Genomic DNA, 24082 nt, shown 5'->3' on the forward strand with positions numbered 1-24082 from the left:
CTTGCGCCCCGCGTGGCGCAAGGCATGATTTGCTTACGGTCTTTTACGGTTTGACCTAGGGTTCACCCGGGCGTCGATATTGGAACGAAGCGACACATCAGGTACCCCTTGAGCATTTCAGCGTATATGCTTGATGCCGTTGTGTTTTTTATTCCAGACTCGACACAGGCTATAACGTGCAGCCCAGCGTGCAAACCAGCGTGCAGACCAGGCTCGTGCCGCGCGTTCTGAAGATCGAGACAGGCGGGGCTTTGTGCCCCGCCTTGTTGCTTTGGGGAATGCCTTGAAAGATTACATCCGCGACGCATTCGAGGGAGTTCGACCCATGGGATTTGCTCGCCATCATCTGGCGCTTGCTGCTGCGCTGCTCGTAGCCGGCGGTGGTGCGCAAGCGCTTGGCCTGGGCAAGCTGAATGTGCAGTCGGCCCTGGGCGAGACCATGCGCGCCGAGATCGACGTCACCAGCCTGACACCCGAGGAGGCGTCGACGCTGAAGGTGCGCGTCGCGCCCCCCGAGTCCTACCGCGCCACTGGCGTGGAATACAACCCGGTGCTGACGTCGACCCAGGTTCAGATCGTGCGCAGCAACGGCCGCACCCTGCTGCGCGTCAGCAGTGATCGCTCGGTCCAGGAGCCGTTTGTCGACGTCATCCTCGAATTGAGCTGGTCCAGTGGCCGCCTGGTGCGCGAATACACGCTGCTGTTCGACCCGCCAAGCCTGCCCAAGCCCGCGCCGATCATCACGGCACCGCCGGCCGTGGCCGCCGCGCCTGCGCCGGCCACCGCTGCGTCGAGCGAGGCTGTTCCCGCACCGGCGCCGGCTGTGACTTCAGCCTTGCCGCGCAACGGTTCCGCATCGGCGCCAGCGCCGGCGGTCGCGGCCCGCCCGCCTGCTGCCGCACCCGCTCCCGTTCGACCACCGGCCACGGCGGCCTCCGAGTACGCCGTGCGCCCTGGCGACTCGCTGTCCAAGATTGCCACGCGCACCCAGGTCAGCGGCATCTCGCTGGACCAGATGCTGGTCGGCCTGTTCCGAAACAATCCCGACGCCTTCATCGACGGCAACATGAACCTGCTGAAGTCGGGTGCCGTGTTGCAGGTCCCGTCCAGCGACTCACTGGCCGCGGTGCCCGCGCCCGAAGCGCGCCGCGTCATCCTGGCCCAGAGTGCCGATTTCTCGGCTTACCGCCAGCGCCTGGCCTCCGCCGCGCCGACGCTGCAGAACAGCGGGAGCGAGCGCCAGTCCAAGGGTCAGGTGCAAGCCGCCGTCGAAGACCGCAAGCCCGCCGCAGCGCCGACGCCCGACAAGCTCACCCTCAGCAAGGCTGGCAGCACCGCCGCCAGCGCCGCCGAGGCCAAGCTGTCCAAGGACACCGAGAAGAAGGACGCCGCCGCCCGCGTGGCCGAGCTGACCCGCAATGTCGAGGAGCTGAAGAAGCTCTCCAGTGCGGCCAAGCCAGCGGCGCCGGCGCCCACCACAGCGTCTGCGCCCGCGCCCGCAACGCCGGTGCTGCCCGCGCCGGTCGTGGCGACTGCCGAGCCCGCATCCGCTGCTGCCTCGACGCCGGTTGCGGCTGCGGCGAGTGCGGCCGCGTCCCGTCCTGCGCCGCGCGCCAGTGCACCGCTGGCACCGCCGCCCGCTGCCGAGCCACCGGGCTTCATCGAGCAATTGCTCGACAGCCCCATCGTGCTGCCCCTGGCCGGTGTCCTCGTCGCCGTGCTGGGCGGCCTGGGCCTGTACCGCCTGCGCTCGCGCCGCCCGGCCCATGCAGCCGAGACCGGCTTCCACGAAAGCCGCCTGCAGCCCGATTCCTTCTTCGGCGGCACCGGCGGCCAGCGCGTCGACACGCGCGACGCGCAGAACAGCGGCCAGTCGTCGATGAGCTATTCGCTCAGCCAGCTCGACGCGATTGGTGACGTCGATCCGGTCGCGGAAGCCGACGTCTACCTGGCCTATGGCCGCGACCTGCAGGCCGAGGAAATCCTCAAGGAAGCCCTGCGCGCCAACCCCACGCGCCTGGCCATCCGCCTGAAGCTGCTGGAGGTCTACGCCAAGCGCCGTGACACCAAGGGCTTCGAGCAACTGGCCGTGCAGCTTTACGCCGAGACCAAGGGTTCGGGCGAGGACTGGGGCAAGGCCCAGGAGCTGGGGCGCGGCATCGACCCGGACAACCCGCTCTATCAGCCTGGCGGCGCGCCCGCTCATGTCGAGGATGGCCCCGAGCTGCGCCCCGAGCCGATGAATGCCAGCACGCTGCCCCAGACTGCGTTGCCGAGCGGCGCGTCGGCCGCTGCTGCGGCGGCTGCGGCTCATATGGCGACCGATGCGATGCGCGGCGGTCCCGACACCGGGCCGGTCAGCGGCTTCGACCTGGCGCTTGATCTGGATCTGGATGCGCCCGAGCCGGTTTCGCCGAATGCGATGGCGGCCACCCAGGCCATGCCCGCGTCGATTGAGCAGGTGCCGATGACGATGGACTTCGACATCTCCAGTCGCGGCACCCGCACGGCACCCCCCGCGCCGGACCTGAACTTCGATCTCAGCAGCATGGGTGGGCTGCCGCCGTCGCCTGCGGTCCCTGCATCGGCGTCCACCGACCTGGATTTCGACTTCGGCGAGCCCACGCTGCCTGGCGAGACGAATCCCGAGGTGCTGGGGGCGGCTCTCGAAGGGCTGGGTGATGACGAAGGCGACCCGCTGCTGCGTCAGCTCGAGCTGGCCGACGAATTCCGTCAGATCGGTGACACCGAAGGCGCCCGCGAAGTGCTCCAGGAGCTGATCCAGCGTGCCAGCGGCCCGTTGCGTGACAAGGCGCAGGCCATGCTGAACGAGCTGCGCTAAGGCTCAGCCGCGATACTTCAACGCCCGGCTTGCCGGGCGTTTTTACTTGGAGCCCATGAGAGTCGCACTAGGAGTCAGCTACCGCGGTGGCGGCTACAACGGCTGGCAGAGCCAGCCGGACGGCCGCACCGTGCAGGATGCGCTTGAAAAAGGCCTGTCCGCGTTCGCTGCACAGCCCATCCGTACGGTCTGCGCCGGCCGCACCGATGCGGGCGTGCATGGCATAAACCAGGTCATCCATTTCGACACCGAGGTCGAGCGCGAGCTGTTTTCCTGGGTGCGCGGCAGCAACCGCTACTTGCCGCCCGACATCGCCATCCAGTGGTGCCGCTTTCCGGGCGACACCTTTCACGCCCGCAATTCCGCGCGTGGCAGGCGGTACGCCTATCTGCTGCTGGAATCGGCCGTGCGGCCGGCCATCGAATCCGGGCAGTGTGGCTGGGTGTTCCGCCCGCTCGACCAATCTGCCCTCGAAGCCGCCGCGGAACGGCTGATCGGCGAGCATGACTTCTCGTCCTTTCGCTCCTCGGAATGCCAGGCCGCTTCGCCGGTGAAGACGCTGCGCGAGATCCGCGTGCAACGGCGCGGCGCCTACTGGCGCTTCGAATTCGAGGCCAGTGCCTTCCTGCATCACATGGTGCGCAACCTGATGGGCTGCATCCTCGCCGTCGGCAGCGGTACGCGCTCGGCGGATTGGGTGTCGGACGTGCTCGCCGCGCGTGACCGCAAGGTGGCGGCGCCGACCTTTGCCCCCGACGGCCTTTACTTCCTCGGCCCGACCTACGATGCCGAACTCGACATCCCGCGCGAGGTCGCGGCTTTGGACTGGTTGCCATGACTCGAATCAAGATCTGTGGCCTGACTCGTGAAGCCGACGTGGAGGCGGCCGTCGAAGCCGGCGCCGACGCTATCGGCTTCGTCTTCTACGCCAAGAGCCCGCGCGCCGTGACGCCCGAGCGGGCGAGGGCGCTGGCCAAGCTGTTACCGCCCTTCGTCACGCCGGTCGGCCTGTTCGTCAACGCGACGGGCGCCGAGTTGCAGGCCGGGCTGGACGCGCTGCCCAATATGCTCGTCCAGTTCCATGGCGACGAGACCCCCGCCGACTGCGACCGGATCAAACGGCCCTACCTGCGCGCTGCCCGCATGGCGCCCGGGGTCGATTTGCTAAACTTCGCCACTCAATTTCCCAACGCCCAGGCCCTGCTGCTCGACGCCCACGTCGACGGTTATGGCGGTGGCGGCAAGGTCTTCGATTGGTCACTCATTCCTCCAAGCGTCAGCTCTCGCCTCGTTTTGTCTGGTGGGTTGAATGCAGCAAACGTCGCCGATGGCATCGCGACGGTACGGCCCTGGGCCGTTGATGTGAGTTCCGGCGTCGAGGTGTCCAAGGGCATCAAGAGCGCCGACCTGATCCATGAGTTCTGCCGCGCTGTTCGTCTCGCTGACAGCCGCGCCGACGCAGAACTGACCCGATAGAGGAAGACCATGTTCCAGTACGACCAGCCCGACGCGACCGGGCATTTCCGCCATGCGGGCACCACGACCTTCGGCGGCAGCTTCGTCTCCGAGACCCTCGTCCATGCGCTGGACCAGCTCAAGGACGCCTACGCCCACTACCGCAATGACGCCGAGTTCATCGCCGAGTACAAGAAGGAACTCAAGCACTTCGTCGGCCGCCCGAGCCCGATCTATCACGCCGACCGCCTGAGCCGCGAACTCGGCGGCGCGCAGGTCTACCTGAAGCGCGAGGACCTCAACCACACCGGCGCACACAAGATCAACAACGTCATCGGCCAGGCCCTGCTGGCCAAGCGCATGGGCAAGCCGCGCGTCATCGCCGAGACCGGCGCCGGCCAGCACGGCGTGGCCACGGCGACCATCTGCGCGCGCTACGGCCTGGAGTGCGTCGTCTACATGGGCAGCGAGGATGTGAAGCGCCAGTCTCCCAATGTCTACCGCATGAAGCTGCTCGGTGCGACCGTCGTGCCGGTGGAGAGCGGCAGCAAGACGCTGAAGGACGCCCTCAACGAGGCGATGCGCGACTGGGTCACCAACGTCGAGAACACCTTCTACATCATCGGCACCGTGGCCGGCCCGCATCCCTATCCGATGATGGTGCGCGACTTCCAGCGCGTCATCGGGCTGGAGTGCCTGGAGCAGATGCCCGAGCTGGCCGGCCGCCAGCCGGACGCCGTCATCGCCTGCGTGGGCGGTGGCTCGAACGCCATCGGCATCTTCCACCCCTATATCCCGCACGAGGCAGTCCGGCTCATCGGCGTCGAAGCAGAAGGGCAGGGCATCGCCAGTGGCAAGCATGCCGCGACGCTGACCGCTGGCAGCCCCGGCGTGCTGCACGGCAACCGTACCTACCTGCTGCAGGACGAGGATGGCCAGATCATTGAGACGCATTCCATCTCGGCCGGCCTGGACTACCCCGGTGTCGGCCCCGAGCACGCCCATCTGAAGGACATCGGCCGCGCCGAATACGTCGGCGTCACGGACGCCGAGGCGCTGTCGGCCTTCCATCGGCTGTGCCGCACCGAAGGGATCATCCCGGCGCTGGAATCCAGCCACGCGGTCGCGCATGCCATCAAGCTCGCGCCGACGCTGGGCCAGGACAAGGTGCTGCTGGTCAATCTCAGTGGGCGAGGCGACAAGGACATCGGCACGGTGGCCGACCTGTCTGGCGCTGCCTATTTCGACCGACCTTCGCAAGCGGGCGAGATGGTCAAGGGAGGTGCGCAATGAGCCGCATCGCCACCACTTTCGACCAGCTCAAGGCCGCCGGCCGCAAGGCGCTGATCCCCTTCGTCACGGCGGGTGATCCGTACCCGAGTGCGACAGTCGATCTGTTGCTGGCCATGGCCGAGGCCGGCGCCGACATCATTGAACTGGGCGTGCCGTTTTCCGACCCGATGGCCGATGGCCCCGTCATCCAGCGCGCCGGTGAACGCGCCTTGAAGAACGGTATCGGCCTGCGCAAGGTGCTTGGCTTCGTGCGCGAGTTCCGTGCCCGCAACAGCAAGACACCGCTGGTGTTGATGGGCTATGCCAACCCAGTCGAACGCTACGGCCTGGATGCCTTCGTGGCCGACGCCAAGGACGCTGGCGTGGACGGCGTGTTGATCGTCGACTACCCGCCCGAGGAATGCGAGGAGTTCGCTGCCAAGCTGCGCGCTGCCGACATGGATGCGATTTTCCTGCTCGCCCCCACGTCCACCGAGGCGCGCATGGCCCAGGTCGGCAAGCTGGCCAGCGGCTATGTCTATTACGTGTCGCTCAAGGGTGTGACCGGGGCCGGCCACCTGAACACAGCGGCCGTGGCCGAAGCCGTGCCGCGCATCCGCCAGCACGTCAGCGTGCCGGTGGGTGTCGGTTTCGGCATCCGCGACGGCGCGACGGCGCGGGCCGTGGCCGACGTTTCCGACGCGGTCGTCATCGGCTCCAAGCTGGTCGAGCTACTGGAGCGCCAGCCAGCCGATAATGTCGCCCTGACCGGCGCGGCGTTCATCCAAGACATCCGTGCCGCACTCGACAAGAGGAACTGACATGAGTTGGATCGACAAACTGCTCCCGCCCAAGATCCAGCAGGGCGACCTCGCCGACCGGCGCACGGTGCCTGAGGGCCTGTGGATCAAGTGCCCGAGCTGCGAGACGGTGCTCTACAAGACCGACCTCGAGCAGAACATCAACGTCTGCCCCAAGTGCTCGCACCACCATCGCATCGGCGCCCGTGCGCGCCTGGACGCCTTCCTCGACGGTGAAGGCCGCTACGAGATCGGCCAGGAAGTGCTGCCGGTCGACGCGCTGAAGTTCAAGGACAGCAAGAAGTACCCCGACCGCCTGAAGGAAGCGCTGGAGAACACCGGCGAGACCGACGCGCTGATCGTCATGGGCGGCGCCATCATGAGCGTGCCCGTCGTGACCGCCTGCTTCGAGTTCGACTTCATGGGCGGCTCCATGGGCTCGGTGGTCGGCGAGCGCTTCGTGCGTGGCGTCGAGACCGCCATCGAGCAGAAGACGCCCTTCATCTGCTTCACCGCCACCGGCGGCGCACGCATGCAGGAGGGTCTGCTGAGCCTGATGCAGATGGCCAAGACCAACGCCTCGTTGACGCGACTGGCCAAGGCCAAGTTGCCCTATATCAGCGTGCTGACCGACCCGACCATGGGCGGCGTGTCGGCCAGCTTCGCCTTCGTCGGCGACATCGTGCTGGCCGAGCCCAAGGCGCTGATCGGCTTCGCCGGCCCGCGCGTCATCGAGAACACCGTGCGTGAGAAGCTGCCTGCCGGCTTCCAGCGCGCCGAGTTCCTGATGGAGAAGGGTGCCATCGACATGATCGTGGACCGTCGCCAGCTGCGCGAGACGATTGCGCGCCAACTGGCCATGCTGCAACGCCAGAGCGCGGACGCCGTCGCCTGAACGCCGCCCGCAGGGTCCCAAGCCAGGCCCCGTGCCTGGCTTTTGTTTTTTGTTTCGCCATGACGCTTGACCATGACGCTCGATGAATGGCTCGCCCACTGCGAGCGCCTGCACCCCAAGAGCATCGACATGACGCTGGACCGCGTTGCGACGGTGAAGCAGAGGCTGGGCATTGCCTTTGATTGCCCGACCATCGTTGTCGCCGGCACCAATGGCAAGGGCTCGACCTGCGCGATGCTGGAATCCATCGCGCTGCACGCCGGCTACCGCGTCGGCCTCTACATCAAGCCTCATCTCGTGCACTTCCAGGAGCGTTGCCGGGTCGGCGGCGCTCCGGTGGCGGCCGAGTCGCTCGAGCCGCATTTCGAGGCCGTCGAGGCCGCGCGCGGGGGCATCACGTTGACCTATTTCGAGTTCACGATGCTGGCCATCCTGCGGCGCCTGCAAGAGGAACCGCTGGACCTGGTCATCCTCGAGGTGGGCATGGGCGGCCGGCTGGACGCCGTCAACGTCATCGACAGCGACTGTGCCGTCATCACCAGCATCGACCTGGACCACACCGAATTCCTCGGCCCCGATCGTGAAAGCGTGGGCCGCGAGAAGGCCGGCATCATGCGCACGGGCCGCCCCGTCGTCGTCAGCGACCCGGTGCCGCCGGCCTCGCTGGCGGAGCGCGCCATGGAGATCGGCGCCGACCTGCGCCAGCTGGGCCGCGACTTCACCTTCAGCGGTGACCGCACGCAATGGCAATGGGCCGGGCGAGCCAAGCGCTTCTCCGGCATGGCCTATCCGGCGCTGCGCGGTGTCAACCAGCTGCTGAACGCCGCCGGCGTGCTGGCTGCCTTCGAGGCGCTAGCCGACCGGCTGCCCATCAGCGCCCAGGCTGTGCGCACCGGCCTGGCCCTGGTCGAGCTGCCGGGCCGCTTCCAGGTGCTGGCTGGCCAGCCGGCCGTCGTGCTCGACGTCGCCCACAACCCCCACGCCGTCGCGGCGCTGGCCCAGAACCTGGACCAAATGGGCTTTTTCCCGCGCACCCATGCCGTTTTTGGGGCGATGGCGGACAAGGATCTGGCGGGCATCCTGGCCAGGATCGCGCCGCTGGTGGACGTCTGGCATTTCACCGACCTGGCCATTCCCCGCGCCGCCAAGGCCGAGCAGCTTGAAGCGGCCTTTCTCGCCGCAGGGCTGAAGACGCCGCCCGATGTCGCGACGCACACCCATGCCAACCCCCTGGACGCCCTGCATGCAGCGGCGGCCGGGGCGACCACGGCCGATAGAATCCTCGTCTTCGGTTCCTTCTACACCGTGGGCGGGGTGCTTCAACAGGGCCTGCCGCGCGTGACGGCCGGTGCCACCGCACCCCAGCCTCCCACCTTCCACTGACGCCAGACGCCGCCGATGGGCCTGTTTTCCTTTCTCAAGCGCGACGACACCGCCGCCGCGGCGCCGCCCAAAAAGTCGGCCAAGTCCGGCGCCAAGGCGGCTGACGACGTGCAGCAGCTGCGCTTGCGCGCCCGCCGCCGCCTTATCGGCGCGGCCGTGCTGGTAGCGGCCGGTGTGGTCGGCTTCCCTCTGATCTTCGAAACCCAGCCGCGGCCGATTCCCGTCGACTTGCCTATCGACATCCCCCGCAAGGACACCGCGCCGCCGCTGGCCGTGCCGACTCGCGAGCCGCTGGCCCAGGCCGATACGGCTGCCGCGCCCGAAATCACGCCCCCGCCCGCCGTGGCCCCTGCTGTCGTGCCTGCGGAAGCCAAGCCGGCCGAAAAGCCCGCTGAGAAGCCGCCGGTCAGACTTGCCGAAAAGCCTGCTGAAAAACCGGCCGAGAAGCCCGCAGATAAGCCGGCCGACAAGCCCAAGGCCCATGGCGGCGACGGTGCGCGTGCCCAGGCCTTGCTGGAAGGCAAGGAGGCCTCGGCCAGCATGCCAACTGCGTCTGCCGCGCGCTTCATCGTGCAGGTAGGCGCCTACGGTGAGAACAAGACCGCGCAGGACGTACGCAGCAAGGTCGAGAAGCTCGGCCTCAAGACCTATGCCCAGGCCGTGGACACGGCCGATGGTCGCCGCGTGCGCGTGCGCCTGGGGCCGTTTGCAAGCCGCGACGAGGCCGAGCGCGCCGCGTCCAAGCTCAAGGGCGCGGGCCTGCCCGGCGCCATCCTGACGCTGTAGCCCGCCATGGACGTCGCGCTCAGCTGGGTCGACCTCGCGTTCGCGGCAGTGCTGCTGATCTCGATCGGCATCGGCCTGTGGCGCGGCCTGATCTTCGAGATCATGTCACTCGCCGGCTGGGTGGTCGCCTATTTCGCCGCTTCGCCGCTGGCGCCTGTCGTCGAGGACCTGCTGCCTGCCTCCATGACCAGCAAGTTCGGCCCTGCCGCCCTGCATGTCGTCGCGCTGGCGATCGCCTTCTTTTTCGTGCTGATCGTCTGGAGCCTGGCCTCGCGCCTGGTCAAGACGCTGATTCACGCCACGCCGCTGTCCATCGTGGACCGCCTGGGTGGCGCCGGTTTTGGTGCGCTGCGTGGTGTCTTCATCGCACTGTTGCTTGTGCTCGTCATCGGCGCTTCGCCCCTGGCGGAGTCAAGCACCTGGCGGGCCTCGCGTGCCGCACCCGTGCTCAGTGATGTGCTGCTCGACGTGGCGCCCTTGCTGCCCGAACCACTTGCCCGATTTGTTTCCCGCTCGATGACCCCATCTGAAGCGGAATCGACTGACTAAGGATCTCCGCCATGTGTGGCATCGTCGGCGCTCTTGCTGCCTCCCCCGTCAACCAGCTCCTGTATGACGCGCTGCTGCTGCTGCAGCACCGCGGCCAGGACGCTGCCGGCATCGTCACCATGCAGGGCAACAAGTGCTTCATGCACAAGGCGCGCGGCATGGTGCGTGATGTCTTCCGCACCCGCAACATGCGCGCGCTGCCGGGCAGCATCGGCCTGGGCCAGGTGCGCTACCCGACAGCCGGCAATGCCTACAGCGAGGAAGAGGCGCAGCCCTTCTACGTGAACGCGCCTTTCGGCATCGTGCTGGTGCACAACGGCAACCTGACCAATGCCCATGCACTGAAGGACGAGCTCTTCGACATCGACCGTCGCCACATCAACACCGAGAGTGACACCGAGGTGCTGATCAACGTGCTGGCTCACGAGCTGGAGCTGGCCGCGCGCGACCTGCCACTGACGCCCAAGGAGATCTTCTCCGCCGTGCGTGCGGTGCAAAAGCGCATCAAGGGCAGTTATGCAGTCATCGCACTGATCGCGGGCCAGGGCCTGCTGGCTTTCCGCGACCCCTTCGGCATCCGCCCGCTGTGCTTCGGCCGCTCGGCCAACGGCGAGGTCATGGTGGCCAGTGAAAGCGTTGCGCTGGAAGGCACCGGCCACCAGCTGGAGCGCGACGTGGCGCCCGGCGAGGCCCTGTTCATCGACATGACCGGCAAGCTGCACACCGAGCAGTGCAATGACAACCCGACGCTGAACCCCTGCATGTTCGAGTTCGTCTACCTGGCCCGCCCGGACTCGGTGATGGACGGCATCTCGGTCTACCAGGCGCGGCTGAACATGGGCGAGACGCTGGCCCAGCGGGTCATCTCCACGATGCCGCCCAACGAGATCGACGTCGTCATCCCGATTCCGGAAAGCAGCCGCCCGTCGGCCATGCAGCTGGCCCACCGCATCGGCAAGCCCTATCGAGAGGGCTTCGTGAAGAACCGCTACGTCGGCCGCACCTTCATCATGCCGGGGCAGGGCGCGCGCAAGAAGTCGGTGCGCCAGAAGCTCAATGCCATCGGTGTCGAGTTCAAGGACCGCAATGTGCTGCTGGTGGACGACTCCATCGTGCGCGGCACCACGTCCAAGGAGATCGTGCAGATGGCCCGCGAGGCCGGTGCGCGCAAGGTCTACCTGGCCTCCGCCGCGCCGCCGGTGCGCTATCCCAACGTCTACGGCATCGACATGCCGACGACCGAGGAACTGATCGCACACAACCGCTCCGTCGAGGAGATCCGCCAATACATCGGCGCCGATGCGCTGATCTACCAGGACGTGGATGCTATGAAGCGCGTCGTCGCCGCGCTGCGCCCGGGCCTCGCTGGCTTCGAGGCAAGCTGCTTCGACGGCCACTACGTGACCGGTGACGTGAGTCTCGAAGACTTCGCCACGCTGCGCGCGCAACGCACCAGCCAGCCCAGCGAGGAAGACGCCGACGCACGTGGCCGCCTGGCGCTGCAAAGCGACAGTGAGCAATAGGGGCTGAACGCATGAGCGCCCCCGCTCGCCGCACCTTGCCCGAGGGCCTGCGCCCGGAGACGCTGGCCGTGCGCACGGCGCTGGCGCCTAGCCAGCATGGCGAGAACTCCGAAGCGCTGTTCCTGACCACGGCCTACGTCCAGCCCGACGCGGAAACCTCGGCGCGCAAGTTCTCCAACTCCGAGGACTTCACCTACTCGCGCACCAGCAACCCGACCGTGCGCAGCCTGGAAGCGCGCCTGGCTGCGCTGGAGGGTACCGAGGCGGCGATCGCTACGTCCACTGGCATGAGCGCCATCCTGCTGCTCGGCATGAGCGTGTTGAAGGCCGGCGATCACGTCGTCTGCTCGCGCTCCGTGTTCGGCTCGACCATCAACCTGTTCGCCAAGGAATTCGCGAAGTTCGGTGTCGAGACCAGCTTTGTCTCGCAGACTGACCTCGCCGAATGGCGTGCAGCCGTCAAGGCGACAACCAAACTGCTCTTCGCCGAGACGCCGACCAACCCGCTGACCGAGGTCTGCGACATCCGCGCCTTGGCGGGCATTGCCCACGGAGCCGGCGCCATCCTGGCGGTCGACAACACCTACTCGACGCCAGCGCTGCAGCGCCCCACCGAGATGGGTGCCGACATCGTCATGCATTCGGCCACCAAGTACATGGATGGCCAGGGTCGCGTGATGGCCGGCGCGCTGTGTGGCTCCAGCAAGTTGATCCGCGATGTCTTCGGCCCGGTGCTGCGTACCGTCGGCATGACGCTGGCGCCTTTCAACGCCTGGGTCGTGCTCAAGGGCTTGGAGACGCTGTCGCTGCGCATGAAGGCCCAGAGCGAGCAGGCCCTGGCCGTTGCGCGCTGGCTGGAGGCGCAGCCGGAGGTGGACCATGTCTACTACCCATCGCTCGCATCCCATCCTCAGCATGACCTGGCCATGCGCCAGCAAAGCGGGCAGGGCGGGGCGGTGCTGTCCTTCGACCTGCGCGCCGATACCTCTGAAGCTGCACGCGCAGCGGCTTTCCACGTCATCGACAGCACGCGCGTGCTGTCCATCGCCACCAATCTCGGCGATACGAAATCCATCATCACTCACCCCGCGACGACCTCGCACGGCCGCCTGACCGAGGACCAGCGTCAAGCCGCCGGCATCGGGCAGGGGCTGATCCGCCTGGCCGTTGGCCTCGAGCATGTAGACGACATCACTGACGATCTGCTGCGTGGCCTTTCCACTTTGAAAATCCGATGAGCTTCACTTTCGACAAGGTCCGCACGCGCATCGCACCGTCGCCGACCGGCTTTCTGCACCTGGGCACGGCCCGCACCGCCCTTTTTTCCTGGGCCTATGCCCGGCACCACGGCGGCGAGTTCGTGCTGCGCATCGAGGACACGGATGTGGCCCGCTCCACGCAGGACTCGGTCGACCAGATCATTGCGGCGATGAACTGGCTCGGCCTGAACTACGACGAGGGTCCGATCTACCAGATGCAGCGCCTGGACCGCTATCAGGCCGTCGTCGAACAGTTGATCAGCGAGGGCAAGGCCTACCGCTGCTATGCGACGCCCGAGGAACTGGACGCGATGAAGGAGGCTCAGCAGGCCCGCGGCGAGAAGAAGCTCTACGACCGTCGCTGGCGCCCCGAGCCAGACAAGCTGCTGCCTACACCGCCCGCGGGCGTGAAGCCGGTCATCCGGTTCGCCAACCCCATCGACGGCGACGTGACCTGGGACGACCTGGTCAAGGGCACGATCACGATCAACAACCGCGAGATCGACGACCTCATCATCGTGCGCACCGACGGTGTGCCGACCTACAACTTCGCCGTCGTCGTCGATGACTGGGACATGCGCATCAGCCATGTTTTCCGCGGCGACGAGCACATCAACAACACGCCCTGGCAAATCAACATCTTCAATGCGCTGGGCGCACCGCTGCCGCAGTTTGGACACCTGCCCATCATCCTGGGTGACGATGGCCAGAAGTTGTCCAAGCGCCGCGGCGCTGTCAGCGTGACGGCCTATGCCGACGGTGGCTACCTGCCCGAGGCCATGCTGAATTACCTGGCCCGCCTGGGCTGGAGCCATGGCGACGATGAGTTGTTCACGGCCGAGCAAATGGTGGCCTGGTTCGATGGCTCGCACCTGTCCAAGAGCCCCGCGCAGTGGGACCCGGCCAAGCTGGACTGGGTCAACGGCCATTACCTGAAGCAGATCGATGAGGGCCGGCTGGCTGATCTTGTCGTCACGCAACTCAAGGCCAAGGGTATTCAAGCCACGGCAGAGCAGGTCCAGCCCAAGGTCGGTCTGTTCAAGGATCGCTGCGCGACGGCCGCCGCACTGGCCGATTGGCTCGCGATGTATTTCGCGCCCGTCATGCCATCGGTCGAGGATCTTGCGGCTTACATCACCGATGCCGTGCGCCCGGCACTGGCTGTGCTGGCAGAACGACTGTCGGCCATGACCGACTGGAACAAGGCCGGCATCCAGCAGGCCTTGAAGGAAACCCTTGCGGCCACCGGACTGAAGATGCCGCAGTTGGCGGTACCGGTGCGCGTGCTGGTGTGCGGGCGTTCTCAGACCCCGAGTGTGGATGCCGTGCTGGAGCACTTCGACAAGAAAAAAGTCCTCGAACGCTTGCATTCCATTTGAATTTCGTCATATACTCTTGGTCTCGCTTGAACAGCGCTGTTAACGAAGAGACTGACAACAGTCAATTCGAAAACACGGGGGTATAGCTCAGCTGGGAGAGCGCTTGCATGGCATGCAAGAGGTCAGCGGTTCGATCCCGCTTACCTCCACCAAAAAGGCCTTGGCTTATTGGATGGCGCGCGGTTCAAGTTGCGAAGGTTTCGTCCCCTTCGTCTAGAGGCCTAGGACACCACCCTTTCACGGTGATTACAGGGGTTCGAATCCCCTAGGGGACGCCAAGTTTGATGAGCTTGGATATTGTCGAAAGACGGTATCGAATTCATCCCACGCGGAGTGGTAGTTCAGTTGGTTAGAATACCGGCCTGTCACGCCGGGGGTCGCGGGTTCGAGCCCCGTCCACTCCGCCAAGGATTCCATCGGGTCCACCCGATAAAAGAACGGCCAATTTATTGGCCGTTTGCTTTTTGCGACCGGTTTATACCGGGGGTATAGCTCAGCTGGGAGAGCGCTTGCATGGCATGCAAGAGGTCAGCGGTTCGATCCCGCTTACCTCCACCAAATACTCTTGTGGTTTTTGTGTGGCACGCAGTTTGTTTAAAAAGTTCTGTCCCCTTCGTCTAGAGGCCTAGGACACCACCCTTTCACGGTGATTACAGGGGTTCGAATCCCCTAGGGGACGCCAATATTGGCAATCTCGTCGTATGATGGGAATGCGATTGGCAATCCCGTCGCAAGACGGGCAAGTTTGATGAGCTTGGATATTGTCGAAAGACGGTATCGAATTCATCCCACGCGGAGTGGTAGTTCAGTTGGTTAGAATACCGGCCTGTCACGCCGGGGGTCGCGGGTTCGAGCCCCGTCCACTCCGCCAAAAACAGCAATGCCCCGAAACCATAGGTTTCGGGGCATTTTTACTTGGCTGCTTAGGAGACGAGGCCGCGGGCCGGGGCGGGCGCTGTGCCAGCGTCGTCATTCCCGCCGGTGCCATGAATCTGTGGGCTGGCCGGGCCGGCAGGGCGCTGTTCAGCCGGCGCGGCCCGTGGGGCTTCGGCGGGACCGCGCTTGCCACTGACAACAAGGCGAGCGAGCTTGACAACCTCACTGGCTTTTGCCGGCATGCCGCCGATCAGCAATCCGAGCATCAAGCTCAAGCACCACCATCCCTTTTTCACTCTTGGCATCTCCGGCTCCAGCCTTGCTCGTTGGCAGGGCGCAGACTGCAGTGTTGAGCAAGGCAGGACAGCGGGCCACCTTGACGCGACGAACTGCGCTTTCTGAGGGCTGAACTGCGACTGAATGTCGATCAATCACGAGCCAGAAAAGCAAAACGGGCCCAGTGGGCCCGTTCATACTTTGGCGGAGAGGGCGGGATTCGAACCCGCGGTGGGTATTAGCCCACACACGCTTTCCAGGCGTGCGACTTAAACCGCTCATCCACCTCTCCTGCAAGCCCGCGATCATAGCCTATCGCGACGGCCTTCAGTGAATCATTCGGTCAATTGGCGCTACGCCAGTCCAATGCCCCGCGCCAGTCAAGCTGATGCACGACGTTGTTGAGATGCAGCATGCGGCGCGAACGCGCCAACTCATGCCCGTGGCCGTCAATCAGCGCGACGTTGCACAAGATGTTCATCGGGTCGAACAGCGCCACGACGTCAGGCTGGATCTCCGTCCATTCCCATGCAATCTGGATGGCTTCGCCATCGGCCAGTGCGGCCCACACTTCCTGGCCACATCGCAGCCCGGAACGTGCATCGTGCACTCTGACACTGCTTCCGATTTGACGCAGGTCGTCTGTCACTTTTTCAAACTCGTTTACAGTCTTGACGACCGTTTCGCAGGCCATCAGTTGCCAGGCTGCCATCTGCATTCGGATCTCCCGTCATTTGGATGGTTTGCAGTTTGCGTTCGTCGAGGCCGCACTGCGCCTACCAACCCTAGTAGCGCATGAACCTCCAGCGGTACGAACAAGTCAGTCAAGCAGCAGATCTCACGTCTTTTCGACAGGGGCTGATCGCCTTCGCGAATGACCTGGATTTCGGTCTGGTCGTTGGCGTGCTGGCCATCGAGCACCGTGGGCCGGGTGCGAAGACTGAGTACGTCGCCGTAGGTAACACACCTGAGGCTTTCTTGGAGATTTCCAGGGACAACAGCTACGCGCAACGCGACCCCGTGCATCAACGTTTGGCGAGCCTGACCAAACCGCTGATTTACGACCAGGCTTTCTACGTGGACGCCGGTGCAGGCGAGTTGTGGGAGATGTATGCACCGTTCGGCTACCGGACCGGTGTTGCCGTAGGTGTCCAAATGCCTGGCTACCGCCGGTTGCTTCTCGGGCTCGATCGGGACGCACCCTTGCCCAAAGATCCGATCAAGCTGAATCGGATGATCGCGGACTTGCAATTGCTCGCCGTTCATGCACAGGACGCTGCAGGGCGGCTGCTTGTGTCCAAGAGATCGGCACAACCTGCGGTGCAGCTTCCGTCACGACAGCTTGAGATCCTGAAGCTGACGATGGAGGGCAAGAGCGCCTGGGTTGTCGGGAGCCTGCTAGGCATCAGCGAGAACACGGTGAACTACCACATGAAGCAACTGTTCAAGCTGCTCGACGTGTCCACCAAGCACCAAGCCGTGCTGAAGGCGATGGAGCTGGGGCTGCTCTGACCGGCTACCGGCCCTACCAGGGTTTGTAGTTCTCTGTTGTCTGCCCGTCCTACACACTGCGCGCCATCTCAACGCTGCTAGCCGGACGGTGCAAATGGAAAAAGTTTCTTTCTGGGAAGTTCTCGCAGAACTGCTCGGCTTCCCGATTACGGGTAATTGATCCCGATCCTCTGAGCAGATCTTAGGAAAAGCGACACCTCCATCGCTTTCGTTCGGCGCCCCCCGAACGTCTTGCGCCCGCGACTGCCCTTGTTCAGGGCCCTCGCGGGCTTTTTTGTTCTGGGCCTCAGGCCTTTGCGCCGCCTTTGAACAACGCCATGGCGGTGCCGATCAAACCAGCGACTTCCGTCATATTGCCCGGCACGATCATCGTGTTGTTCTTCTGCGCAAGCTGGGCATAGGCGTCGACAGCCTTCTCGGCGACCTTCAGCTGCACAGCCTGATCACCGCCCGGCTGCTGGATGGCCGCTGCGATCTTGCGGATGGCGTCCGAAGTCGCGTCCGCCACAGCGGTGATCGCTGCGGCCTGGCCCTGTGCCTGGTTGATCTCGGCCTGCTTCTCACCCTCCGAGCGTGCAATGGCCGCCTCACGTTCGCCGGTCGCGATATTGATCTGCTCCTGGCGCCGGCCTTCTGACGCCGCAATCAGCGCGCGTTTCTCGCGCTCCGCCGTGATCTGAGCCTGCATGGAATGCAGGATGGCTGGCGGCGGCGTCAGGTCCTTGATCTCGTAGCGCAGCACTTTGACGCCCCAGTTCAAGGCCGCCTCGTCCAGGGCCTCGACGACGGACGTGTTGATGACGGCACGCTCCTCGAAGGTGCGGTCCAGCTCCATGCGGCCGATGACGGAGCGTAGCGTCGTTTGCGCCAATTGCGTGATGGCGACAACATAGTTGCTCGCGCCGTAGCTCGCCCGCATGGGGTCGGTGACCTGGAAGTAGAGGATGCCGTCAACCGTCAACTGGGTGTTGTCCTTGGTGATGCAAACCTGGCTGGGCACATCGAGCGCGATCTCCTTCAGTGAGTGCTTGTAGGCCAGCCGGTCGACGAAGGGCACGAGGAAGTTGAGCCCCGGTGTGAGCGTCCCGTGGTATTTGCCCAGGCGCTCCACCACCCAGGCGTTCTGCTGCGGGACGACCTTGATGGAGCGCGCCACGAAGATGGCCGCGATGACGAGGATGACGAGTGCGATTTGGAACCCCATGAGGCCTCCCGGTGTTGTTGGTTTGCAGGCTCAGCGATCGAGGAGCAGACAACTGCCTTCGACCGCGCGAATCACATGCCGGCCACTTTGGGCCGGCGGACTGCCGATAAAGCGTGCCTGCCAGGCAGCGCCGCGGTATTGCACCTTGGCCCGGCCGTCGGTTGACCAGGTCTCGACCTGGACGGATTGACCGATGTCGAGGTTGACATCTGGGTTGCTTGCAGCGGGAGCGGCTGCGGGCATGCGGCTGCGCCGCAGGTGCCAGCCCACGACCGCTGCGCCGCCCGTGACGGCGGCGGTCAGCACTTGTGCGGTCAAGCTCGCGCCGAGATGAGCCGCCAGCGCACCGGCGATGGCGCCCACGGCCAGCATCAGCAGATAGAAGGTGCCGCTGGCCAATTCGGCCGCGACGAGCGCTCCTGCAGCGATCCACCAGACGGTGGCCCAGTTCCATTCCATCTTGTCTCCCCAGGTAAGTGTTGTCGGGTCAGTTTATAGACTGCGCTGACGCGAGTGGGACATGCTGCGGCCCTACACTTCGCCGCTTCGTTTTTTGATGCCCGCCCGCTGGAGGCCGCCGATGATCCGTTTTCACTTTCCCATCGTCATCATCGATGAGGATTACCGCTCCGAGAACACCTCGGGCCTGGGCATCCGCGCGTTGGCCGAGGCCATCCAGAAGGAGGGCATGGAAGTCCTGGGCGTGACGAGCTACGGCGATCTGTCGCAGTTCGCCCAGCAGCAAAGCCGCGCCTCGGCATTCATCCTGTCCATTGACGACGAGGAATTCACCGCGGGGCCCGAGATGGACCCTGTCGTGCTGAATCTGCGCAAGTTCATCCAGGAGATCCGCAACCGCAACCCGGACATCCCCATCTACGTCTATGGCGAGACGCGCACCAGCCAGCATCTGCCTAACGACGTGTTGCGCGAACTGCATGGCTTCATCCACATGTTCGAGGACACGCCGGAGTTCGTAGCCCGCCACATCATCCGTGAGGCCAAGAGCTATCTCGATGGCCTGGCACCGCCGTTCTTCAAGGCGCTGATGGACTACGCCCAGGACGGCTCCTACTCCTGGCATTGCCCAGGCCACTCGGGCGGCGTCGCCTTCCTGAAGAGCCCGGTGGGGCAGATGTTTCACCAGTTCTTCGGCGAGAACATGTTGCGCGCCGACGTGTGCAACGCCGTCGAGGAACTCGGTCAGCTGCTGGATCACACCGGCCCGGTCGCGGCCAGCGAGAAGAACGCGGCGCGCATCTTCAACGCCGATCACTGCTTCTTCGTCACCAACGGTACGTCCACGTCCAACAAGATGGTCTGGCACCACACGGTGGCGCCCGGCGACGTCGTCGTCATCGACCGCAACTGCCACAAGAGCAATCTGCACGCCATCATCATGTGTGGCGCCATCCCCGTCTTCCTGACGCCGACGCGCAACCACTACGGCATCATCGGGCCCATTCCCGAGAGCGAGTTCAGTCCGGAGACCATCCGCGCCAAGATCGCCGCCAACCCGCTGCTGGCGCACATCGACGCTGCCACGGTCAAACCCTCCATCGTCACGCTGACGCAGAGCACCTATGACGGCGTGCTCTACAACACCGAAACCATCAAGAAGAAGCTCGACGGCTACATCCCGACGCTGCACTTCGATGAGGCCTGGCTGCCGCATGCGGCCTTTCACGATTTCTACGGGCAGTTCCACGCGATGGGCAAGAACCGTCCGCGCCCGAAGGAAGCCATGGTCTACGCGACGCAATCCACGCACAAGCTGCTGGCTGGCATCTCGCAGGCCTCGCAGGTGCTCGTGCAGGATTCGCAAAGCGTCAAGCTGGACAAGCATCTCTTCAACGAGGCCTACCTGATGCATACGTCGACCTCGCCGCAATACTCGATCATCGCGAGCTGCGACGTGGCTGCAGCGATGATGGAGCCGCCCGGCGGTACGGCGCTCGTGGAGGAAAGCATCCGCGAGTCGCTGGACTTCCGCCGTGCCATGCGCAAGGTCGAGTCGGACTATGGCGACGACTGGTGGTTCAAGGTCTGGGGGCCGGACTTCCTGCGCGCGCAGGATGACCAGGGCAGCGAGCCCGTGTCGGCGGACTGGATGCTGCACGCCGACGAGGACTGGCATGGCTTCGGCGCGCTCGCCGAGGGCTTCAACATGCTGGACCCGATCAAGTCCACCATCATCACGCCCGGGCTGGACATGGAAGGGCGCTTTGCCACCACCGGCATCCCGGCCTCGGTCGTCACCAAGTTCCTCGTCGAGCATGGTGTCGTCGTCGAGAAGACGGGGCTGTATTCCTTCTTCATCATGTTCACCATCGGCATCACCAAGGGCCGCTGGAACACGCTGTTGACTGCGTTGCAGCAGTTCAAGGACGACTACGACAAGAACGCGCCGCTGTGGCGCATCCTGCCGGAGTTCTGCGCGAAGTTCCCGAAGTACGAGCGCATGGGCCTGCGCGACCTCTGCCAGTCCATTCACAGGGCCTATGCCGAAGGCGACATTGCACGCCTGACGACGGACATGTATCTGTCCAATCTGCAGCCGCTGATGACGCCGACGGAAGCCTATGCCCATATCGCACAGCGCAAGACCGAACGCGTCGGCATCGACGACCTGGAGGGGCGCATCACGACCTCGCTGCTGACGCCCTATCCGCCCGGCATCCCGCTGCTGATTCCTGGCGAGGGCTTCAACAAGAAGATCGTCGATTACCTGAAGTTCACGCGCAGCTTCAATGCGAAGTTTCCGGGCTTCGCGACCGACGTCCACGGCCTTGTCCATGAAGTGGACGAAGAGACCGGTCGCGGCCGCTATTACGTGGACTGCGTGAAGGCCTGATCAGGCCGCTGCGCCCATCCGCCGGCGCGGTTTCTCGTGGTACGCCAGGTCGCGACGCACGCCATGCCGCGACCTCACTTGATCACTCGCCGCCGGCGAGTGCGACATGGCTGAAGCCGCCATCGACATACATGATCTCGGCGCTGACGCCGGCGGCCAGGTCGGACAGCAGGAAGGCAGCGGCGTTGCCGACGTCCTCGATGGTCACGTTGCGCCGGATCGGCGCCGAGGCGGCGAACTGGCTCAGCAACTTGCCGAAGTCCTTGATGCCGGAGGCTGCCAGCGTCTTGATTGGGCCGGCGGAGATACCGTTGACCCGCACGCCCTTGGCGCCGAGGTCGTGAGCCAGGTAGCGCACGCTGGCCTCCAGCGCTGCCTTGGCCATGCCCATGGTGTTGTAGTTGGGCACGTAGCGCTCGGCGCCCAGGTAGCTCAGCGTGAGCAGGGCGGCGCCGGGGCGCAGGCGCGGGGCGGCCAGCTTGGCCATGGCGGGGAAGCTGTAGGCCGAAATGTCGTGGGCGATGCGGAAGTTCTCGCGCGTCATGCCGTCCAGGAAATTGCCGGCAATCGCCTCGCGAGGCGCAAAGCCGATGGAATGGACGAAACCGTCGAACTCCGGCCAGACCTCGCCGAGCTGGTTGAACAACGCCTCCATCTGCTCGTCGCTGGTCACGTCACAGTCGTAAATGAGTTTGGAGCCGAATTCGGCAGCGAACTCGCTGATGCGGTCCTTGAAACGTTCGCCCTGATAGCTGAACGCCAACTCGGCACCTTCGCGGTGGCAGGCCCGGGCAATGCCGTAGGCGATGGAGCGGTTGGACAGCACGCCCGTGATCAGCAGCCGCTTGCCGGCGAGAAAGCCCATTCTTGTCTCCTGTGAGGTCTCAAACAGCCTCAGATTCTGGCACGCGCAGGGCGTAGCGGCTTGCCGGCATGGGACTTGCACAGTACAATCCGAGCTTCACCAGAAATGAGAGAACTCTGCAAAGAGTCTTTCAACGAGCCCCGGACGATATCCCCCGGGGCGCGATATCAGGTGAACGAGTGGGCGGATTCATCCAGCCCATTTTTTTTGCTTTTTCGATTTTCTTTCGACCGAAGACCGCACACCCCGAATGAGTTGGCAAACCGCTGTGGAAACGACCGTGACCGGACTCGGTTACGAACTCGTGGACTGCGAACGCAGTGCCAGTGGTGGAACGCTGCGCGTGACGATTGACAGGCTGAACGCCGGGGCGGATGCCGGCGAGCTGATCGATGTGGATGACTGCGAAAAGGTCACCCGACAGCTGCAGTATGTGCTCGAGGTCGAGGGTTTGGAATATTCCCGGCTCGAAGTGTCTTCACCGGGTCTGGATCGGCCGTTAAAAAAGGCCGCGCATTACGCGCGCTTTGCCGGCCAGGAAATCGATATCACGCTCAAAGCACCTTTCCAGGGCCGCAAGAAGTACCGCGGCGTGGTCAGCGCGCAGCCGGATGCGGCGGACGACCAGGCCTGGCGCCTGGTGTTCGACGACGGCGAGGCCGATCAGGCGCTTGATTTCACGCTCGACGAGGTGCGCGAGGCACGCCTCGTGCCGTCGTTCAGCTTCAAGGGTCGTGGCGGCGAACCGGCGCCTGACCGCAAGCCCGGCCAGCGTGGTGTCATCAAGCCGAAAAAAGCAGCACTCAAGAAACAAGCGGGCGCGCTCAGTGATGCGGCGCCCGGCCAAGACAAGGTTGACGGAGGTCTCAAGCAATGAACCGCGAAATGTTGATGCTGGTGGACGCGATCTCGCGCGAGAAGAGCGTGGAGCGCGATGTCGTGTTCGGTGCGGTGGAAGCCGCGCTGGCCTCGGCCACCAAGAAGATTTACGGCGCTGAGGCCGACATCCGCGTCAGTGTGGATCGCGAATCGGGTGAGTACGAGACCTTCCGCCGCTGGCATGTCGTGCCCAACGAGGCCGGTCTGCAGAACGCCGACGCCGAAATCCTGCTGTTTGAAGCCCAGGAACAGATCTCCGACATCGAGGTGGACGACCACATCGAAGAACCCGTCGAGTCCCTGCCCATCGGCCGCATCGGCGCACAGGCCGCCAAGCAGGTCATCCTGCAGAAGATCCGTGACGCCGAGCGCGAGCAATTGCTCAACGACTTCATGTCGCGCGGCGAGAAGATCTTCGTCGGCACCGTCAAGCGCCTGGACAAGGGCGACATCATTGTCGAAAGCGGTCGCGTCGAAGGGCGCCTGAAGCGCAGCGAAATGATCTCGAAAGAGAACCTGCGCACCGGTGACCGCGTGCGCGCCGTCATCCTCGGTGTGGACCCGACCCAGCGCGGCCCGCAAATCATGCTTTCGCGCTCCAGCCCTGAGTTCATGAAGGAACTCTTCGCCCAGGAAGTGCCGGAAATCGAACAAGGCCTGCTGGAAATCAAGAGCTGCGCCCGCGACAGCGGTTCGCGCGCCAAGATCGCCGTCATCAGCCATGACCGCCGCGTCGACCCCATCGGCACCTGTGTCGGCGTGCGCGGTTCGCGCGTCAACGGCGTGACGACCGAACTCGCCGGCGAGCGCGTCGACATCGTGCTGTGGAGCGAAGACCCGGCCCAGTTCGTCATCGGCGCTCTGGCCCCGGCCAACGTGCAATCCATCGTCGTGGATGAAGAGCGCCATGCCATGGACGTCGTCGTTGACGAGGAAAACCTCGCCATCGCCATCGGCCGTGGCGGCCAGAACGTGCGCCTGGCGTCCGAGCTGACCGGCTGGCGCATCAACATCATGTCGGCCGAGGAATCGGCCGCCAAGCACGAGGTCGAGGCCGAGAGCGTCCGCAAGCTCTTCGTCGAGAAGCTCGACGTCGATGCCGAGGTCGCCGACATCCTGATCGCCGAAGGCTTCACCAGCCTGGAAGAAGTCGCCTACGTGCCCATGCAGGAAATGCTGGAGATCGAGGCCTTCGACGAGGACACCGTCAACGAGCTGCGCACCCGTGCCAAGGATGCCCTGCTGACGATGGAAATCGCCCGCGAAGAGAAGGTCGAAGAGGTCTCGCAGGACTTGCGCGATCTCGAAGGCGTGACCCCTGAACTGTTGAGCAAGCTGGCCGAAGGCGGCATCAACACCCGTGACGATCTGGCCGACCTGGCTGTCGACGAACTGGTCGAGCTGACCAGCCAAGACGAGGCCGCTGCGCGCGCGCTGATCATGAAGGCCCGCGAACACTGGTTCAACGCCTGA

The 24082-nt window shown here is 64.7% G+C and carries 20 protein-coding genes, 7 tRNA genes and 1 pseudogene; 23 read left to right on the forward strand and 5 right to left on the reverse strand.

Annotated elements, in window-relative coordinates:
- Positions 1–325 precede the first annotated feature (325 nt).
- From ACXJLH_RS00915 to ACXJLH_RS01005, 19 genes are all read left to right on the forward strand, one after another.
- Positions 326–2842, forward strand: a complete 2517-nt coding sequence (locus ACXJLH_RS00915; protein WP_457442183.1) for a FimV/HubP family polar landmark protein — start codon at positions 326–328, stop codon at positions 2840–2842.
- Positions 2843–2897: 55 nt separating this feature from the next.
- Positions 2898–3680 carry a tRNA pseudouridine(38-40) synthase TruA gene (truA, locus tag ACXJLH_RS00920; protein WP_457442184.1) on the forward strand — a complete coding sequence of 261 codons (783 nt, stop codon included), beginning with the start codon at positions 2898–2900 and terminating at the stop codon, positions 3678–3680.
- Complete coding sequence (locus ACXJLH_RS00925) at positions 3677–4318, forward strand: phosphoribosylanthranilate isomerase (protein WP_457442185.1); 642 nt, start codon at positions 3677–3679, stop codon at positions 4316–4318. Before truA ends, ACXJLH_RS00925 begins: the two co-directional genes overlap by 4 nt.
- A 9-nt stretch (positions 4319–4327) precedes the next feature.
- A complete protein-coding gene (trpB, locus tag ACXJLH_RS00930; protein ID WP_457355778.1) occupies positions 4328–5590 on the forward strand; it encodes a tryptophan synthase subunit beta in 1263 nt (420 codons plus the stop codon).
- The gene (gene trpA, locus ACXJLH_RS00935; protein WP_457442186.1) at positions 5587–6390 is read left to right on the forward strand and encodes a tryptophan synthase subunit alpha; all 804 of its coding nucleotides are present in this window, start codon (positions 5587–5589) and stop codon (positions 6388–6390) included. The genes trpB and trpA overlap by 4 nt, the downstream gene beginning before the upstream one ends.
- A gap of 1 nt (position 6391) precedes the next feature.
- The gene (gene accD / locus ACXJLH_RS00940) at positions 6392–7264 is read left to right on the forward strand and encodes an acetyl-CoA carboxylase, carboxyltransferase subunit beta (protein WP_056196658.1); all 873 of its coding nucleotides are present in this window, start codon (positions 6392–6394) and stop codon (positions 7262–7264) included.
- Between the two features lie 72 nt (positions 7265–7336).
- Positions 7337–8647 carry a bifunctional tetrahydrofolate synthase/dihydrofolate synthase gene (gene folC / locus ACXJLH_RS00945; RefSeq protein WP_457442187.1) on the forward strand — a complete coding sequence of 437 codons (1311 nt, stop codon included), beginning with the start codon at positions 7337–7339 and terminating at the stop codon, positions 8645–8647.
- A 15-nt stretch (positions 8648–8662) separates the two neighbouring features.
- Positions 8663–9433: an SPOR domain-containing protein gene (locus tag ACXJLH_RS00950; protein WP_457442188.1), complete on the forward strand. Its 771-nt coding sequence runs from the start codon at positions 8663–8665 to the stop codon at positions 9431–9433.
- Between the two features lie 6 nt (positions 9434–9439).
- A complete protein-coding gene (locus ACXJLH_RS00955) occupies positions 9440–9982 on the forward strand; it encodes a CvpA family protein (protein WP_457442189.1) in 543 nt (180 codons plus the stop codon).
- Between the two features lie 11 nt (positions 9983–9993).
- Complete coding sequence (gene purF / locus ACXJLH_RS00960; RefSeq protein ID WP_056196671.1) at positions 9994–11505, forward strand: amidophosphoribosyltransferase; 1512 nt, start codon at positions 9994–9996, stop codon at positions 11503–11505.
- An 11-nt stretch (positions 11506–11516) separates the two neighbouring features.
- Positions 11517–12743, forward strand: coding sequence for an O-succinylhomoserine sulfhydrylase (locus ACXJLH_RS00965; RefSeq protein WP_457442190.1), 1227 nt, complete (start codon positions 11517–11519; stop codon positions 12741–12743).
- Positions 12740–14143: a glutamate--tRNA ligase gene (gene gltX, locus ACXJLH_RS00970; RefSeq protein ID WP_457442191.1), complete on the forward strand. Its 1404-nt coding sequence runs from the start codon at positions 12740–12742 to the stop codon at positions 14141–14143. The genes ACXJLH_RS00965 and gltX overlap by 4 nt, the downstream gene beginning before the upstream one ends.
- Positions 14144–14219: 76 nt before the next feature.
- A tRNA-Ala gene (locus ACXJLH_RS00975) sits at positions 14220–14295 on the forward strand.
- A gap of 50 nt (positions 14296–14345) precedes the next feature.
- A tRNA-Glu gene (locus ACXJLH_RS00980) sits at positions 14346–14421 on the forward strand.
- Positions 14422–14473: 52 nt separating this feature from the next.
- Positions 14474–14550 (forward strand) — tRNA-Asp (locus ACXJLH_RS00985).
- A gap of 75 nt (positions 14551–14625) precedes the next feature.
- Positions 14626–14701, forward strand: a tRNA-Ala gene (locus ACXJLH_RS00990).
- Positions 14702–14749: 48 nt separating this feature from the next.
- Positions 14750–14825, forward strand: a tRNA-Glu gene (locus tag ACXJLH_RS00995).
- 112 nt (positions 14826–14937) lie between these two features.
- A tRNA-Asp gene (locus ACXJLH_RS01000) sits at positions 14938–15014 on the forward strand.
- 218 nt (positions 15015–15232) lie between these two features.
- Entirely contained in the window at positions 15233–15421 is a 189-nt protein-coding gene (locus ACXJLH_RS01005) for a hypothetical protein (protein ID WP_457442192.1), read from the forward strand.
- 76 nt (positions 15422–15497) lie between these two features.
- On the opposite strand, the gene ACXJLH_RS01010 is transcribed toward ACXJLH_RS01005, so the two are convergent.
- A tRNA-Ser gene (locus ACXJLH_RS01010) sits at positions 15498–15587 on the reverse strand.
- A gap of 51 nt (positions 15588–15638) precedes the next feature.
- Entirely contained in the window at positions 15639–16013 is a 375-nt protein-coding gene (locus tag ACXJLH_RS01015) for a hypothetical protein (protein WP_457442193.1), read from the reverse strand.
- Positions 16014–16090: 77 nt separating this feature from the next.
- Here ACXJLH_RS01015 and ACXJLH_RS01020 point away from each other — a divergent pair, with 77 nt between their 5' ends.
- Positions 16091–16807, forward strand: coding sequence for a helix-turn-helix transcriptional regulator (locus ACXJLH_RS01020; RefSeq protein ID WP_056196685.1), 717 nt, complete (start codon positions 16091–16093; stop codon positions 16805–16807).
- Positions 16808–17093: 286 nt separating this feature from the next.
- Here ACXJLH_RS01020 and ACXJLH_RS01025 read toward each other — a convergent pair whose 3' ends face one another.
- Complete coding sequence (locus ACXJLH_RS01025) at positions 17094–18011, reverse strand: SPFH domain-containing protein (protein WP_056196690.1); 918 nt, start codon at positions 18009–18011, stop codon at positions 17094–17096.
- Positions 18012–18041: 30 nt separating this feature from the next.
- A complete protein-coding gene (locus ACXJLH_RS01030; RefSeq protein WP_056196692.1) occupies positions 18042–18470 on the reverse strand; it encodes an NfeD family protein in 429 nt (142 codons plus the stop codon).
- Positions 18471–18591: 121 nt separating this feature from the next.
- Here ACXJLH_RS01030 and ACXJLH_RS01035 point away from each other — a divergent pair, with 121 nt between their 5' ends.
- Entirely contained in the window at positions 18592–20865 is a 2274-nt protein-coding gene (locus ACXJLH_RS01035) for an arginine/lysine/ornithine decarboxylase (protein WP_056196695.1), read from the forward strand.
- 82 nt (positions 20866–20947) lie between these two features.
- Here ACXJLH_RS01035 and fabI read toward each other — a convergent pair whose 3' ends face one another.
- Positions 20948–21730 carry an enoyl-ACP reductase FabI gene (fabI, locus tag ACXJLH_RS01040; protein WP_056196698.1) on the reverse strand — a complete coding sequence of 261 codons (783 nt, stop codon included), beginning with the start codon at positions 21728–21730 and terminating at the stop codon, positions 20948–20950.
- A 250-nt stretch (positions 21731–21980) separates the two neighbouring features.
- Here fabI and rimP point away from each other — a divergent pair.
- Both rimP and nusA read left to right on the forward strand, forming a co-directional pair.
- Positions 21981–22487: pseudogene (gene rimP / locus ACXJLH_RS01045) on the forward strand (ribosome maturation factor RimP); the annotation flags it as partial.
- A 116-nt stretch (positions 22488–22603) separates the two neighbouring features.
- Complete coding sequence (nusA, locus tag ACXJLH_RS01050; protein ID WP_457355792.1) at positions 22604–24082, forward strand: transcription termination factor NusA; 1479 nt, start codon at positions 22604–22606, stop codon at positions 24080–24082.

The sequence above is a fragment of the Roseateles sp. P5_E4 genome, from assembly GCF_054049255.1.